Here is a 17,024-nt window from a genome sequence, read left to right as displayed (position 1 = left end):
TGCGCTGCGCAGGCCTCATCCGAAGCCAGGAGAGTTCCATGATGCATCCCCGCACCCTCACGGCCTGCCTGGCCGCCCTGCTCGCAGCCGCGAGCCCGTCGATGGCGGGTACGCCGAACGCCTTCAACCGCCCCGCAGGCGGCGGGCCCGCCTCCTACGTCACGCCGCGCGCCGAAGCGGGCGCGTCTCCGAAGGCGGAAGCCCTTGTAAAGGGGCTCACCCGCCGAAGCCTGGTCCTCGGACAGCGGCAGCGGTCCGAGCGAGGCGAGGCGGCGCGAAGCCCGCGCGCGCGGCTCGCTTCGCGCGGTGTGGGATCGACGGCGTCCCGCCAGGGCGCTTCGCTCGGTCCGGCGCGCAATCTCGCCGAGTACCTCGGCATCCTCGACCACACCACCCCGGGCGGCACCATCACGGGTCGCTTCAGCGACTGGCGGTCCCCTTCTGTCTATCGCGCGGTGGGTGGGCGTCACAACGGCTACGATGTCGCTCTTCCCGCGGGCTCCACCGTCGTCGTGGGCTGGCCCGGCCGCGTGAGCGCCATCACGCGCTGGTATGGCCGTGAGTACGGCATCACCGTGATCTCGCCGGACGGCTTCCACACCACCTACGGTCACCTGGCGCCGTGCGTGCGTGTCGGGCAGTCGCTCGAGCCTGGCGATCCCGTGGGTGCCATCGTGCGCGACCACGTCGATGTGAAGATGAAGAACGCCAAGGGGCAGGCCATCGACTTCGCGCAGCTCGTTCCCCTTTCGTCGCCGGGCGAGCGCCCCGTCGCATCGGCGCTCGTCAATGGCGAGCCTGGCAGCGAGAGCCGTGTGTTTCCGCCGCTGGCCGGACCAGACTGGACCCTGCGCCGGGAGGCCGTGAACGCGGCCCTCGGGTACGTGAAGCTGCGCAGCGACGAAGCGTCGCTTGCCGCGGGCGGATCGACCGCGCCCGTCGAGCTGCTGGCCCAGGTGCGTCGCGATCTCGCTGCAGCGCGCGATCGCCTGGCGGTGGAGGAAGTGCCGGAAGAGGTGCTGCTCGCCGCTTTTCTCGACAACGGCGCGATCACGAGCGCCCTCACAGGATCTGACGGCACCGCAACGGGGGGCGCCAACGCGCTGGCCGACTGGCTGCGCCGTCAGCAGACCTTGAAAGATGCGCGTCAGGCAGTCCCCCAGCTCGACCAGGTGCTCGCCGACCTCCGCGACTGACCTCGAGGCGCTGCGCAAACTGTTCATCTCGCGGCAACACCCGCCCGCGCGGCGCGTGCTACCCTGGACATGCCTGTAGGAGAAGGGTTGGAGACGGTAGTCTGTCGGATGGTGTGCCCGTCCGGCGTGATTCTCTGGCTGCAGGCGCATTTCGTCCACGAGGTGACTGGTCGTGTCGAACCTGCAGCTGCCCCCGCTTCTCGCGCGTATCTCACAAGCGGGCTTTCCCGTCGATGGATCGGCGGCACAGGTTCGTCAGGCGCTCGACGCCAGTGGTCGCGATGCTTGCGAGCGTGGAGAGGCGATGACGCGCGAGGGCCGCGACCTCGTTGAGCGCGGCAGCGCTTCGATTCAGCAGGGTTCTTCCCTGGCCGCGTCCGGCCGACAGGCGTCGACCGAGGCCGAGGAGATGGCGCGAACGAGTGAATCAGCCCTGGCTCGCGGCCTTGACGGGGTCGACCGGGGCGTGGCAGACGCCGATCGGGCGACGGCCGATGCCGAGAAGGCCCTGCGGCGCGCCCAGGCTGCCCACCGACGTGACGTCGCCGCCGGCGGGCACGTCGGAACGGGGCTCGCGCTCGTTGACGAGGGCTTGAAGTCGGCGCGTCGCGCGGCCCGGACCGAACGGGCGGGCACCTCCGCCATTGCTGATGGGCGCACGAGCGCGCAGAAGGCAGAGTCGCTCAAGGATCGCGGTGTCGCGCGCATCGAGAGTGGGCGCGTCGACGATCGGCGGGGAGAGCAGATCGAGACAGATGCCCTTCGTGAGCTCGATGGGGGGCGTGAGGCCGAGCGGGCAGGGGAGTCCGCCAAGGACGCCGGCGCGGCGCGCTACCAGTCGGGCCGGTCGTTGTCTGCGCGCGGTGAGGCGCTCGTGGGCGAAGCCTTGAATGAGTGGAACCTCGCCGATGGGCTCGACCGCGCCGCGGGCGAGCGTGAGGTGCAGGGCCAGGGTCTTCTCCAGCAGTCGGCGCTCGACGAGCAGCGGGCCACCGAGCTCGACGCCCAGGGGGCGGCGCTCGTGCGCCGCGCTGCCGAGCTCGAGGCCGAGGCGGCGCGGAGCGCCGAGCAGGCTGCGTCTGAGCGAGCCCAGGCCGAGTGCGCGGCGCGTGAGGGAACCTGGTGGACCCAGCGTGGCGCCTGCGATGTGAGCCAGGGCCAGATGGCCATGTGGTGCCCGTTCACGTACATGATCGGCGCGCAGCAGGTCTGCCGCGGGCAGGGCGAGATCGCGCACGGGCAGTGCCTCCTGGGGCGTTCCGCCCAGCTGCAGGCCAGCGCGGCGCAGTCCGAGCAGCGCGCCGCGGCCCTCCGTGAAGAGGCTGCCCGCTTGAGGGCTCAGGCCGGTGGGCTGGCGTCAGAGGCCGATGTTCATCGCGGCGCGAGCCAGGTTGCCCAGACCCAGGGTCAGGGCCTGCTGCTGGAGGCCTCTGAAGATCGCGCCCAGGCCGGTCAGCATCGCGCGCTCTCAGGCCAGAAGCGCGCCGCGGGCACGGCGCTGAAGGCCCGTGGCGACGCCGACGTCGACCTGGGGCTGCGCCAGATGCACGAGGGGCTTGCGGCCGAGCAGGCTGGCCAGGCGCGTCAGGATGCTGGGCTCGCCCAGTGGCGGGAGGGCCGTCAGGTCGAGCGCGCAGGCACGAACAAGGTCGACCAGGGCCTGGGCAACCTGCACACCGCGCTCGATCGGGAGAATCGCGCCCACGCCCGCCAGGAAGCCGGTCTCGAGAAGCTTCACGACGGGCGCGTGAACGAGCGCGCCGCCCAGCGCCACGTCGGACGCGGCTTGCGCGAGGTGGGCATCGGACTCGAGCGTGGGCAGCGGGCGCGCACCGCTGAGGAGACTGCAGCCGCCGAGTTGCGCGAGGCGCAGGGGGCGATGGCCGCAGGTCGCGCCACGGCGGCCGATGGCTGGGTCATCGTGGAAGGGGCCCTCGGCGGGCAGCGCAAGGCCGACGAGATGCTCGCTTCCGCGCGCGAGGCACAGACACAAGGCGCCTCCTTGGAACACGAGGGTACAGCCCAGGTGCGCGAGGGCCAGCAGCGCCTCGAAGCAGGCGCCATCATCGCCGACCGCGGACGTCAGTACCGCGAAGCCGCCGCCGGCGGCGAGGGCGCAGTGGGGTGAAGCGGTAGCGGAGGGGGGCACTCCCTCCCGCGGTCCCTCCCGCGATTACAAGCCCAAATGGGCTTCTACTACACGATATAAGCCCAAATGGGCTTCTACTACGGCGTCTGATGGGTCACGACGGCTGTTGGAGTGCGCAGTTTCCTGTCCAGCGAGTGCTTGCGATTCTGAAGTCCGTCCCCCGTGGCCCCTCCTTTCGGCCCCGCCTTGCACCGCCGACCATCGGCGCGTCACCTCGGTTTGACGCGCCCGACATCTTGAACTATTATGGTGTCATCAGCGCTTTATGCGCACAAGCCGGACTGCGGTGCTCGTAGTTCCTGTTCGGGGAACCGCGCTCGGGCCCTCAGGCGTGCGCCGTAGGGAGAGACAGGAAATGCCGGGTCGTGCACGGATCGTGCGTGGCCTGGTCTTCTTGCGTTGAAGGAGGGGACATGTCGCACGGCGAGCGTGCAATCGTCAGGCTGGGGTTGCTGCAGCGATGCCTGTCTGTCATTGTGTTTGCCGTTCTGCTTCTCAGTCGCATCGCGGTTGCCGGCGGAACAGATGCTACGGCCAGGATCACCGTCACGGCTTTCACAGTCGAGGGCAACACGTTGCTCGATGCGCGCGACGTCGATCGCGTGCTCTCCCCGTACAAGGGCAAGGCGCTCACGTTCCAGGGCATTCGCGGCGTGGCGGACGCGCTGACCCGCGCCTACCTCGATCACGGCTGGTTCACGGTTCGGGTGCTCGTGCCGCAGCAGCGCATCGGCGCGGACGGCATCGTTCGCCTCTACGTGGTGCAGAACAAGCTCGGCACATTCAAGGTCGCGGGCAACAAGAACTACGCCTCCCCGCTGCTGCGCCACTACTTCGATGACGCGCTGCGGGATCCGTATCCGCGCCGGGAGAAGTTCGAACGGGCGGTGCTGCTCGTCAACGAGCTGCGTGGCATGAAGGCCAGCACGGTGATCGAGCCGGGGGAGAAGCCGGAGACGGTTGATGTCACCCTGAACGTTGAAGATCACAACCCGATGGGGTTCGGTGTCGACTTCAACAACTATGGGGCCCGTCTCAACGGCTACAACCGTCCCGGGGCCACCGCGCATTTCGGGAACCTCACCGGCGCGGCCGACGAGCTCGTCATGCACGGGTTCCAGAGCCTGGCGGCCCAGGGCGTGTTCACCGGGGTGGTCGCCTACACCCATCCGCTGGGCTATGACGGGACGAAGCTCGTCGCTTCCTACAGCAATGCCGCCTTCGCGGTGGGACAGGAGCTCCAGGCCCTCGACATCCGTGGCACCGCCGCGGTGTACGGGCTGCAGATCTCACACCCGTTCATCCGCGAGCCTCAGCACGACCTCGACCTCCAGGCCGGTTTCCTGGTGCAGAACATCCACAACTCGCTGTTCGGCATCGAGAACAGCCGGGACTATCTCCGCGCTGTGCAGGTGGGCTTCACAACGGCGCACACCGACAGCGATGGTCGCTGGATCGGTGGCGTGCGACTCATTCAGGATCTGGGCCTCTGGGTAGGCGGCATGCGCACGAACGACCCGCGGTCGACGAACGCCGCGGGTGGCGGTTTCGATGTGTGGCTTGCGGACCTGGCGCGTGTGCAGCGCCTGGGCCAGCACTCCCTGCTGCTGCTGCGGGGCAGCACACAGATCTCTACCCAGCGCCTGCCCACCGCAAACCAGTACGGCCTGGGCGGCGTTGACACGGTGCGCGGCTACTTCCAGGCCTCCTATCTCGGTGACTCCGGATACAACGTGAACGCCGAGTTCCGCTACATGCCCATCGCGGAGCATCCGGAGACCCTGGCCATCACCGCATTTGTCGACCACGGCGCAGCCTGGCAGCTGCGCGCGCCGCCGGGAAGCATTCCCAGCATCGACCTCACTGGCGCCGGGCTCGGCTTTCGCCTGAACCCGACCAAGGACATGACCCTCAACTTCGACCTCGGCTACCCCATCGGCAACAACTTCCTGACCCGCACCCAGGGGCGCCATCTGGTGCCCTACATCTTCTTCTCCAACGATTTCTAGGAGATCGGCCGAAAAGGCCGATCTCTCCCCATATGGATTGCTGGAAGTGCGACCTTTCGGCCGCGCGTCCAGCGGGCACTCGAGGAGATCGCCATGGCATTTCGCATCGCAACCCGAGCAGTGAAGCACATCCGGGCGCTGGTCGCCGTGGGAGGGCTCTTCGCGGCACTTGTCTTGCCGTCTGCAGCCAGTCCCACCGATCCAACGGTCAAGCACGGCAACGTGGTGGTCAAGCCCGGTCCGAATGTGACCACCATCGAGCAGCTCACCAGTCGCGCCATCATCGACTGGCGCTCGTTCAGCATCAATCCCAACGAGGCGGTGCGCATCCTCCAGCCGGGTCAGCTGAGCATCATCTTGAACCGCGTGACGGGGGGCGATCCGTCGATCATCAGAGGGCAGCTGAGCGCCACGGGTCAGGTGTTCCTGCTCAATCCGAACGGCGTGCTCTTCACCCCGACCTCAGTGGTGAACACCGCCGGCCTGCTCGTCTCGACATTGAAGATGTCTGACTCTGATTTCCTCGCGGGGCGATACAACCTGTCGCAAGATCCCAATGCAAAGCTCGCGTCCGTGGTGAACCAGGGCACCATCACGGTCACCGACGGGGGATACGCGGTTCTCACCGCTCCCCTGGTCTCGAACGAGGGCCTCATCGTCTGCAACCTGGGCAAGGTCGTGCTCGGGGCGGGCGAGAAGATCACGCTCAACTTCGACGGCAGAAACCTCATCAACTGGTCGATGCCTGGGATGACAGGCAAGCCCGGCACGGTGGTGGTTCCCCAGGCTGCGCTGAGCACGCTGCTGTCGCAGGTGATCACCAATCACAGCGTGGTCGAGGCCGGCAGCATGGCAGCCAATCCGGATGGCACCGTGTCGCTCGTGGGTGCGTCCGGTGTGGCGGTGAACAACGGGATCATTCGTGTTGACGGGCTTGGGGGTTCCAACGCTGGCGCCATCGACGTGCACTCGACACAAGCCACGGTGACAGGGCCGAGCTCGGTTCTCAGCGCCAACGGATCGGGTGCGGGGTCGAACGGCGGCAGCATCAAGATCGACTCCGATGGAACGCTGGTCACCCGCCAGGGCTCGCAGATGACCACGCTGCCCGGGCCCGGGGGCAAGGGGGGCTTCATCGAGACCTCGGGCAGCCGGGTGCAGCTCGAAGGGGGCGTGCAGCCGGGCACGGGGGGAACCTGGCTGGTCGACCCGACGGTGCTCTACATCGTGAGCAGCAACGACAACCCCTATTCGAGCTACAGCTACCAGACCGTCGAAAGCATCGAGGGCGTGACCGCCGGCACCGTGTACATCGCGGGAGACACCGTCGAGTTCGACGTGCGCCACTACACCTATGGCGGCTACTCCAGCTACTACCACACCACCGACCATGACATCAACCTCTACCCGAACGTGAGCCTGAACATCTCGGCCAACAACCTGTATCTCTCGAGTCAGAGCGACTACAGCGGAGGCTCTTGGTATTACGGCCAGTACACCAACGGCGATTACTCCATGCGCATCCACACCTCTGGTGTGGGAACCATCACGGCCAACCTGGTGAACATGGCCGTGGGATACAACTCCGGGCTCGATGCACCCCAGGGAATCGTCTTGAACACGCAAGGGTCGCTCACCACGGGTGGGGACGGCGGCAGCGTCCCGAACCTTCGTACCGATAGCCTTACGGTCAACGGTACCTACAGCACGCAGGTGGGATCTTCTGGATCGCCCATGACGGTGTCGGGAACGAGCGGCTACGGCTCGCTCCCCACGAACGTGGCGGTCAACCTCACCGGGACCGGTCAAGACGTCTACCTGCGGGGCTACACCAGCAGCACCAATCAGTACCTCACGATGCACGGCAACGGCGCCACGGCTTCGACGTCGACCTCGGGCTGGCTCGGCACCGATGTCAGCCTCACCAACGTCACGGCGAACACCATCAATCTCGGCACCTTCTACGCCCACACCCTGAACGCGACATCGGGCGCCATCACGGGAGCGGGCACGGTCACCGCCACAACGGCAAACCTCGTCTCGACCAACGGCAACATCACGGTGGGGAACTACACCGTCAGCGACCTCACCGCCCAGGCCAACAACGGGAGCATCGTCAATGGGGGCGGCACCATCACCGCGTCGCACGGCGTCTCGCTTGAGGCCGTGAACTACGACATCGGCAGCAACGGGTCGTCGGTGCAGGTGAACACGCCCTATCTCTGGATCAAGTCTGATGCGGCTGGCCGCTCGGTGTACGTGAACGAGAGCATCTCGCCCACGTACATGAACATCACCACAAACAATGGGCGGGTGGACATCTCGGGCGCGCCCACCGTGGGCTACACCCCCTCGACCCTTACCGGCAGCACGGGCGGCGCGATGGTGCTGTTCACCGACACGAGCAATGCCACCGTCACCCTGGGCAACATCACCGCCACCACAGGCGGAGAGTGGAACATCACCTCTGTGGGCGGCTCCATCGAGCGCAGCGGCACGGTGGGCGTTCCCACGGTGCTGCTCACCACCGAGACGTCGGGGGCGCACATCGGAACCAGCGGAAACCCCATCGTCATCAATGGCGCGGTGAACCACACCCTCAGCGTCACCAGCAACGACGGTTCCGTCTACATCAAGGACAGCGTGAGCAACGACCAGATCACCCAGACCACCGGATCGGGCGTTTTGAATCTCAATCTCACGCCGGGCGCGAGCAGCAGCTGGTTTGGCAACCTCGACCTGGGGCTGATCAACACGGGCACCAGCAACCTTCGGCTCAACGGCATTGCCACGGCCGCCAATCCCATTCACGCCATCTACCTGAGCGACGCCAGCGCGAACATCAGCAGCCTCCTGGGTTCGGCGAGCACGGTAGATATCTTCGCAACGGCCTCGACCACGCTCATCGGCCAGAACATCGGCACCAACGCCCATCCCATTCTCGTGCAGACCGCCGGCGTGCTGGCCGCCGACGCGCTGCAGGTCAGCGGCAATCTGTATCTCGACGACACCACGAAGCCCTCGAACCTCTACCTCGTCACCCACAGCGGCACCGTGAATGCCAACTGGGGTGCCAACAACAGCCGCGCCGACTACGTGCACCTGTCGGGTGGCCTCCTCACCGGGCGTGCCAACCAAGAGAGCAGCCAGACCGCCGAGAACGTCTATCTCACCGACGCCACCGGCAACGTGACGTTCGACAACAGCGCGGGCATCGGCTACCAGGCCAATGGGGGCATCTTCTTCTTGCGCACCCTGAACGGGAGCATCGAGGGGGGTAGCGGCGCCTACGCCGACGCGAGCCTCACCAACGGCACCCTCTACCTCGAAGCGGTGAAGGGAAGTCATGCGGGCTCCGGTTCCATTGGCGACACAGCGGCGGTGAAGCTCACCGACGCGACCATGCATGTGAACGCCTACACCGTGAGTGGCGCGTCTGCCGCAACCGACGGCATCCACCTGCAGATGCTCGGCGACGCCGCGCACATCGATCAGATCTACGCAGGCGCTTCGGTGAGCGAGCCCTCCTACTGGTACCTGCCGGGCTCCGACGGCTTCATTCCCGTGAACGACAACTTCTACACCGATGTGGGGTACTCGGCCGGCTTCCACCTCCCCGCCTCGCCCACGCCCACGTGGGGCGTTGTGACCCTGTCGGCGGTGTCTGCGAACCCCAATCAGAGTGCCGGCAGCGTCGACATCACCGGGAACGGCCAGATGGTGCTGCACGACGTCGTGGCGGGTACGGGCCTCGCCGGTGACGGCAACATCAGCGTGACCTCCACCGGTGGCAAGGACGTGCTGCTTGTAGGCGACCCGAATCAGTTCGGGGCCACCGGCACGGGGGGGCTCACGGCATTGAGCGATTCGGTGAGCATCACCGTGCATGGTGGCGACGTGCTCAACGCCAGCGCGACCGCTGCGAATCCACAGGTCACCGCGCTCAATCTCGACCTCTATCTCTTGAACCCGGGCAGCGTGGGACAGAACCCGAATGGCGGCGGTGGCGTTCCCATGCTGGTGACCTCGGTGACGAATGTGGGGGCCACCATCAATGACGGTGGAATGTACCTCCACAACCTCAATGCCACCAACTGGGGCTACGCCACGAATCATGAGATTGCCGTGAGCTCGAGCAGCCCCACCACCGACACGGTGATTCTCGTGAGCGACGGCACGGCGTACGCGCGTGCGGTGACCTCGAACACCAACATCTCGCTCTTCACCAACGGCACCAGCGATATCCAGCTGGGCAATGTGTCGGCCACCAACACCGCGGTCGGGGCCAACACCGCGGCGGTCATCGCGGGCGGCAACGTCACCAATAATCTGGGGGCAGGAGCGGCCCTGGGCAATTACAACGTGAGCGCGGTGAACGTGGTGCTGCGGGCCGACGCCTTCAACACACACGCGGGCACGGGCGCCTACCACATCGGCGCGGCCGAGACGTCTTCCGCCGATGTCTCTCATCCCATCTACATCAACGCGACCAATCTCGCCACCACCAACGACTCCGGTCCCACCTACGTGCGCACCGCCGGGGCCATCAACGTCACCGGCGTGTCGTACACATCGAATGCCGGAAACACCACCGCGGGGGCGACGGTCACCGTCAATGGCATGACCTCGCCGCAGAACATGGCGGGTACGAGCGGTGATGTCTTTCTGCGCACCGAGACGGGAGACGTGAACATCTTCCAGACGCTCACGGGTACCAACGTCTGCATCTTCGCGGGAACTCCCACCGTCGGCGCCCCCGGCAACAATGGAAACATCGTTGACCAGCGCGCGAACGGAGTTTCCTATGATGTGAACGCTTCGAGCTTCGCCGTGCTCTCGGCGGCGGCTGGAACGCAGACCGGCTCGGGCAACGTGGGGACCGTGGGCGCGCCCATCTACATCCACGCCCCCTACCTGGCGGGCCTGGCGGATACCGCGTTCTCGCTCACCGATGACATGAGCCTCACCACGGGCGCGTACTGCAACATCACCGGGGTCACCTCCACGACCAACGACGTGGCCATCCAGATGACCAACGGCGCCAACCTCACTGTGGGCGCCTACATCCGCGCCCTCGCCGGCGGTCGCACCGTGAGCCTCGACGCCTCGAGCACGAATGGCGGCGGCACCGCGGGACAGATCACGGGCAGCGCCGGCTTCCAGGGCCGCAACACCTGGGATGATTACGTGCAGGCCGACAACATCGTGATGTGGGGGGCCAGCGTGGGCGGCAGCGGCTCGGTCTACGTGCAGGGCAGCGGCGCCAACCCCTATCACGTCTCGGCGGGCAGCAGCACCAACACGCTGAGCAGCCTCATCGACGTGGTGGGACTTGCCGGCAACATGCAGATCATCGACACCAATCCCAACACCACCCAGGCCGTGACCACCATCGACGTGTTCGGGAACAGTGGCAAGGTCGTCACCATCCGCGGTGGCACTGTGTGCTACAGCTCGGCGGGCACCCTCGAGGACGTGGCGCTCATCTCCGGCCCGAGCGGCAACAACATCGGTCTGCAGTCGGGGGGGACCCTCATCCTCGATCAGCTGCTGGGCGGCGCGAACACCAACGTGGTGAGCCTGAACGCCGGCAATGTGACCATCCACACCGGCTACGTCATCAACAACGCCGGCATCACCTTGCAGGACAATGTCACCGACAACATCCACCCCGATCTCATCACCGCGACCACCGGCGTGATCCGCGCCACGGGCAGCATTGCGGCCAGCCGCGTCGACGCCAACGCCCTGCACCTGATGGTGAGCAACCTGGCGGCGCTGTCACTGGGGGGCAACGTCTCGATACAGGTCGATGAGAGCGTCACCACCACCGCGGCCGCCATTCTCTGCTCGCCGTACACGGTCACGGGCGTGGGCGGCTCGAATGTCTGCCTGGCGGTTCCCACGGGCAGCCTGACGGTGGCCGCAGACGTCTACACCACGACCTCGACCGTGGGCAACACCGCGGTCTACGCCAGCGGTGACGTGACGCTGCACGGCGCGAGCATCCGCGGCGGCACGAACACGGGCTACGAGGCCAGCGTCGATGCGGGCGGGGCCATCAAAGAGGGCACGGGGGGGCGCGTGGTGGGTCACGATGTAGTCCTGCACGCCGTGGGCAATGTGGGGGCCACCACCTCGACCTCGACCTCGCTCAACATCAGCGCCGCGCGCGTGGCGGCGACGAGTGACACCGGAAACATCAGCGTCGTCGACGTCGATGAGAGCGGCATCAACGGGGGACTGACCCTCACGCCTTCGCTCGCCACCCTCGATACCCGCGGCTGCGGCGGCGTGGCCCCCTTGGGGCTCGTCGGTCTCACGGCGAACGGCGATGTGTATGCGGCCACGTACGGCTCGATGTCGGTCGCCCAGGCGCCCATCGTGGGCAGCGGACACAGCATCGGTCTCGAGGCGCAGGGCAACATCACCCTCGAGGCAGGTCAGATCGTGGGCATCAATGCCAACAACACCGACGTGAGCGTGGTCACCCTGGCCGCGGGCATGCCGTTCACATCGGGTAGCACCACGGCCACCATCATCGACCACACGGGCAGCAGCGCGGGCACACCCGTGGTGGTGGCGAGCGGCGACATCGCCCTCGTGGCCCACGGGTATGATGAGTACCACTACTATGGCAACATCTGGCGCGGCACCGACCTGTCGCTTACCATCTCCGCGCCGAACGTGGCCGCGTACGGCAGCGGCAAGCTCAACCTGTGGAATGTCCGCTCGTTCGATGTCATCACCCGCAACACGCTGTTCAGCGGCACCCAGGTGCAGGGCATCTACGGCTACGGGGACATCTGCCTCACCGCGCCCACGTCAGGAAACGGTCAGATCTCGCTCAGCGGCGGCAATGTTACGTCCGGCACGGGCAACGTCGGCATCTACGCCGACGGCAACATCTCGGTGGGGAGTCACACCATCAACGCGCCCGGTGGCGTTGCGAGCATCGTCTCGGCCACGGCGGGGGTCACCGAGCAGACGGGCGGCTCCATCAACGCCGACACGGTCGTGCTCAACACCTTCAATCCCATCGGCGCGGCGGGCGCGGGCAACACCGTCAACATCGATGCGTCACATCTCTCGGCCACCTGCACCCAGGGCGTCATCTATGTGCGCAACACCCGTGCCAGCGGCCTCACCATCGACACCCATTCCACCCTCGACACCTCCGGCTGCGGCGGCGTGTCGGCCAGCGCGCCCATCGCGGGCGTGTACACCCAGACCAACGACGCCGAGGTGTGCGTCTACACCGCGGGCAACCTCACCGTGGCCAGTCACGTGTACGCCAATGGCAACGTGACCCTCGCCGCGCCGGCGGGCAACATCACCCTCACCAACGGGGGCGACGTCTACACCACCAACGCCGACCGCAACGTGGCGCTCTATGCCAACGGATCGGTTGCGCTCAACCAGAATAGCGTCACGGCTGGTGCCACCACGGGCGAGGCCAGCATCGTGGCCGCAACCGGGAACATCACGGCAACCAACACCGCCCCCGGTGGAGGCACGGTGAGCGGCAGCCAGGTGGTGCTGTGGGGCAACACGGGGGTGGGCGACCACACCCACAGCATCTACACGAGCACGCCGATGCTGGCGGCCGAGAGCACGAACGCCAACGGCAGCGGCGCCACCGATGGCAACGGCAACTACCTCACCGGCAACGTGTATCTCTACAACACCAACACCGGCAGCAATCTCCAGGTGGGGTCGTTCAACACCCTCGATGTGAGCGGCTGCGGCGTGGCGGCCAACGCCACAGCCAACAACGTGCTGGTGAACGGCATCATCGCCGATGCGCATGTGGTCGACCTCACCACGACGGGCCAGCTTGCCCTCACCCATCCCATCACGGCGGGCACGAATGCCTACGTCCGCGTGCCCAACAGCACCATCGTGCAGCAGAGCACCAGCCGCATCAGCGCGGTGAACGCCTACATCGTGGCGGGTGGCGACATCGGCACCAGCGGCTATGATGGCAACAACACGAATGACACGTCGCTGCTCACCCACGTCACCCGCGACCTCGTCATCAAGAGCACGGGGGGGCGCATCTTCGCCGACAACAACGCCTCGGCAAGTCGCAACAACGTCATCACGGCGGGGGGCAATGCCTACCTCACCTTCCTCGATCAGAGCAGCAATCCGCTGCTTCTGACTTTCACGAGCAATGTGCTCAACCTCGGAGCCAACGTGATCCTGGCGGGTAGCACCGACGTCTCCCACGGAACCAGCCTGGCGTATCACAACATCGCGCCGGCCGGCGCGTCGGCCGATATCACCGTCAACCGATTCGACCTCACGGGTACCGACACGTACGCCGTCATCGCCAGCGACAGCGGTGACATCAAGGCCAGTGGCAGCAATCACATCAGTGCCGATGTGGTCACCCTCACCGCCCGCAACATCGGGGTCAGCAGCGTGCCCATCGTCACCGATGTGACGAATCGGCTGTGCCTCGACTCGACCTTGTCGGGCGGTTCGATCTACGTGACCGATCAGAGCCGTCCCGCCGACATCGTGTTCACCACCACGGGCGGCGAGATCCATGCAACATGGGGGACGGGCAACTACCTGAACCTCGTTGCCGGGGTGCTCAGTGGGTTCGCCAATCAGGAGCAGGCGCTCACCGCGGAGAACGTCTACCTCTACAACCGGAGCGGCGACATCACGTTTGACAACTATGGCGCCTATGGCGGCACCCTCTCGGTGGTGGCACTGAGCGGCAACATCAACGGGGGCTTCCATCCCGGCGTGGCTGACGTGACCATGAGCGCGGGGAGCACCACGGGCACCGTCTACCTCGATGCGGTGCGCACCGGGGCGGGCACCGGCTCCATCGGCAACACGCGTGCGGTGGTCTTCACCGGCGCCAACACCCACGTCAACGCCTATACCGAGGGGGGCGCATCGGCGTCTGACGGTATCAATCTCGTCGCCCTCGGAGACATGGACCACTTCGATCAGATCTATGCCGGCGGCAGCTTCCGCGACCAGCGTGTGATGGATTTCGACAATTTCTCGCTCACCTACGGCGTATGCCGTCTGCAGGCGGTGTCGACCGACAACGAGCGGTCGGCCGGCTCCATCGCCATCACGGGCGACGGGCTTCTCGGTCTGCACGACGTGGTGGCGGGAACCAACGCCGCCAACGACGGCAGCGTCAGCGTCACCTCAACCAACGGGGGCAATGTTCGGCTGTATGGCGAGACCGGGGTGAACGGCACCGCGGGTATCGTGGCCCGAGCCGACGCGGTGACCATCTCGATGCAGAATGGTGGGAGCGTGCTCAACTACGACCTCGCCAACCACAGCACATATGCCGACGTCACTGCGCACACCCTCGACATCACCATCGCGAACGGCACGGGCAGCGTCGGTGCGAACCCCTGCGCGGGCGCCGGCAACCTGCTGCTCGCGACCCTGGTCGACCAGGTGGGTCTCTCTGTCGCCGATGGTGGGGCCTACGTGCACAACCTTCAAGCGGTGGCCTGGGGCTACGCGAACGGGCACGACATCAACGTGCACTCGAACAACCCCACCACTGATGCAGTCGTGCTCATCAGCGACGGCACCGCCACCGTTCGCAGCATCACCGCCAACACCAACATCAGTCTCTTCACAAACAGCAACGGCGACATCAAGGTGGGCAACATCACCGACACCAACACGTCGGCCGGCGCGAACACGGTGGCGGTCATCTCGAACGGGTCGATTCTCAACAACCTCGGTGCGGGCAACACCGGGGGCAACTACAACATCGTGGCGACGAACACGATTCTCGTGGCCGACGCCAACCGCAGCAGCGTGAACAACGGCACGGTGACCATCGGCAACGGCGAGACCTCGTCGACCGATGTGACCCACCCCCTCTACCTGAACACGTCGTACCTCTCGACCTACAACGCTTCTGGTGGCACCTACATCCGCAATGCCCAGGGAGTTGAGGTGGTGTCGCAGTCGTACACCGATCAGGCCTGCAGCACCCAGACGGTGAACGGCATGACGTCGCCCACGTCGTCAGCCGACTGGAGCACTGACTACTACCGCCCCTGGTACGGCGACCTCATGCTGCGCACCGAGAGCGGCAATATCACCATCTCGCGGACCATCACCGCCCACAACGTCACGCTGGTGGGCGACAGCATCGTGCACGGCAGCGGCACGAACACCGACGTGGTGGCGTCGAGCACCATGCTGCTCGACGCCGTGGGCATCGGTGGCACCGTGGGCACGGCGCCGCATCAGCTCGTCACCGACGCCGCGCACATGGCCATCAAGTCAGACAGCCTGGTGAACGTTCACAACCTCTCGGCCACCACGGTGGGCACCTACGACAACACCGAGCACAATGGCAACGGCACCTACAACTACCCGGCCACGGTGACCCTCACGGGCATCGAGACCAACGGCGCGGTGTGCCTGCTCAACGATGGATCGGTCTCGATCGACAGCCACATCGTCTCGGCGGGTGACGACGTGGGTGTGCAGACCACAGCGGGTAACATCTATCTGAACAGCAACGTCTCGGCAACCACCGCGGGAAACACGGTGAGCCTCGATGCCTCGGCCGGGGGCGGCAACATCGCCAACCCTGGCAACAGCACGGGGGCCTATGTACAAGCCGACCACATCATTCTGTGGGGCGCCAACGTGGGCGATGTGAACCAGAACAATGGCGTCACGCGGGCTCCCATCTACGTGCAGGGGTCGGGCGCCAATCCGTTCACGGTGTCGGCGGGGAGCAGCACCAACCTGGTGAACACCCTCGTCGATGTGGTGGGTCTCAGCGGCAACATGGACATCACCTCGAATGGGGTCTCCACCATCGACTGCGGCGCGGGATCGCACGCGGTCACCCTCCAGGGCTGGCAGGTGTGCTACCAGTCGGCGGGCACGTTGCACGACGTCGACCTCATCAACGGCAACGGCCCCAACAACAATCGCATCGCTCTCGAGGCAGGCGGCAACATCACCCTCGATCAGGTGCTCGGCACCAGCAGCGCAGGCCATCAGACTTCCCTGGTGAGCGTGCACGCGGGTACTGAAAATGGGGGGCCGGGAGGCACCATCGTCAACAACGGGGTGAGTGGCGATCAGATCGTCTCGACGACCGCGGTGCTCGAGACCCACGGCAACCTCAGCATTCGACTGCAGGCACAGAATCTCGCGGCGACCTCGAACAGCGGCAACCTGCAGGTTCGCAACGACAGCGGCTTCACCGTGGTGCAACAAGATCTGCTCTGCAGCGGCGGCACCGTGTACGGTGTGTCCGGCGCCAACGTGTGCCTCGTGGCCACCACGGGGGGCATCACGCTCAACCAGAACGTCTTCACCACCACCCCGACCACCGGCAACACCGCGGTGTACGCGCCGGGCAACATCTCGCTGAACCAGTACACAATCGCGGGGGGCACCGGCAGCGGTTCCACCGCCAGCGTGCAGTCGGGCGGTGTCATCACCGCCACCAGCGGTGCCGTGGTGGGTCGCAACGTGGTTCTCTCGGCCCAGGGCGACATCAGCAGCAGCACCAACACGGGAGGCCTGCTCAACATCAGCGCGGCCAACGTGGCCGCCCAGAGCGCCACCGGCGGCATCGGCCTCTACGACCGTGACGCGGGCGGATTGAACACCGGCCTCACCCTCACCACGCTCACCGTGCTC

The 17,024-nt window shown here is 66.2% G+C and carries 4 protein-coding genes; all 4 read left to right on the top strand.

The features are described 5' to 3' along the window. Positions 1-38: 38 nt before the first annotated feature. On the top strand, positions 39-1,196 hold the full coding sequence (locus EB084_01350) for a M23 family metallopeptidase (protein NDD26901.1): 1,158 nt from the start codon (positions 39-41) through the stop codon (positions 1,194-1,196). Between the two features lie 172 nt (positions 1,197-1,368). Further along, entirely contained in the window at positions 1,369-3,324 is a 1,956-nt protein-coding gene (locus tag EB084_01345) for a hypothetical protein (protein NDD26900.1), read from the top strand. Positions 3,325-3,758: 434 nt separating this feature from the next. Further along, positions 3,759-5,354 carry a ShlB/FhaC/HecB family hemolysin secretion/activation protein gene (locus EB084_01340; GenBank protein NDD26899.1) on the top strand — a complete coding sequence of 532 codons (1,596 nt, stop codon included), beginning with the start codon at positions 3,759-3,761 and terminating at the stop codon, positions 5,352-5,354. 93 nt (positions 5,355-5,447) lie between these two features. Then, positions 5,448-17,024: filamentous hemagglutinin N-terminal domain-containing protein (locus tag EB084_01335; GenBank protein NDD26898.1), on the top strand; the 11,577-nt coding region annotated here is incomplete at its 3' end.

Source organism: Pseudomonadota bacterium, from assembly GCA_010028905.1.
Lineage (GTDB): Bacteria > Vulcanimicrobiota > Xenobia > RGZZ01 > RGZZ01 > RGZZ01.
Note: the sequence above shows the minus strand (reverse complement) of the source record. Positions and strands in the feature narration are given on the sequence as shown.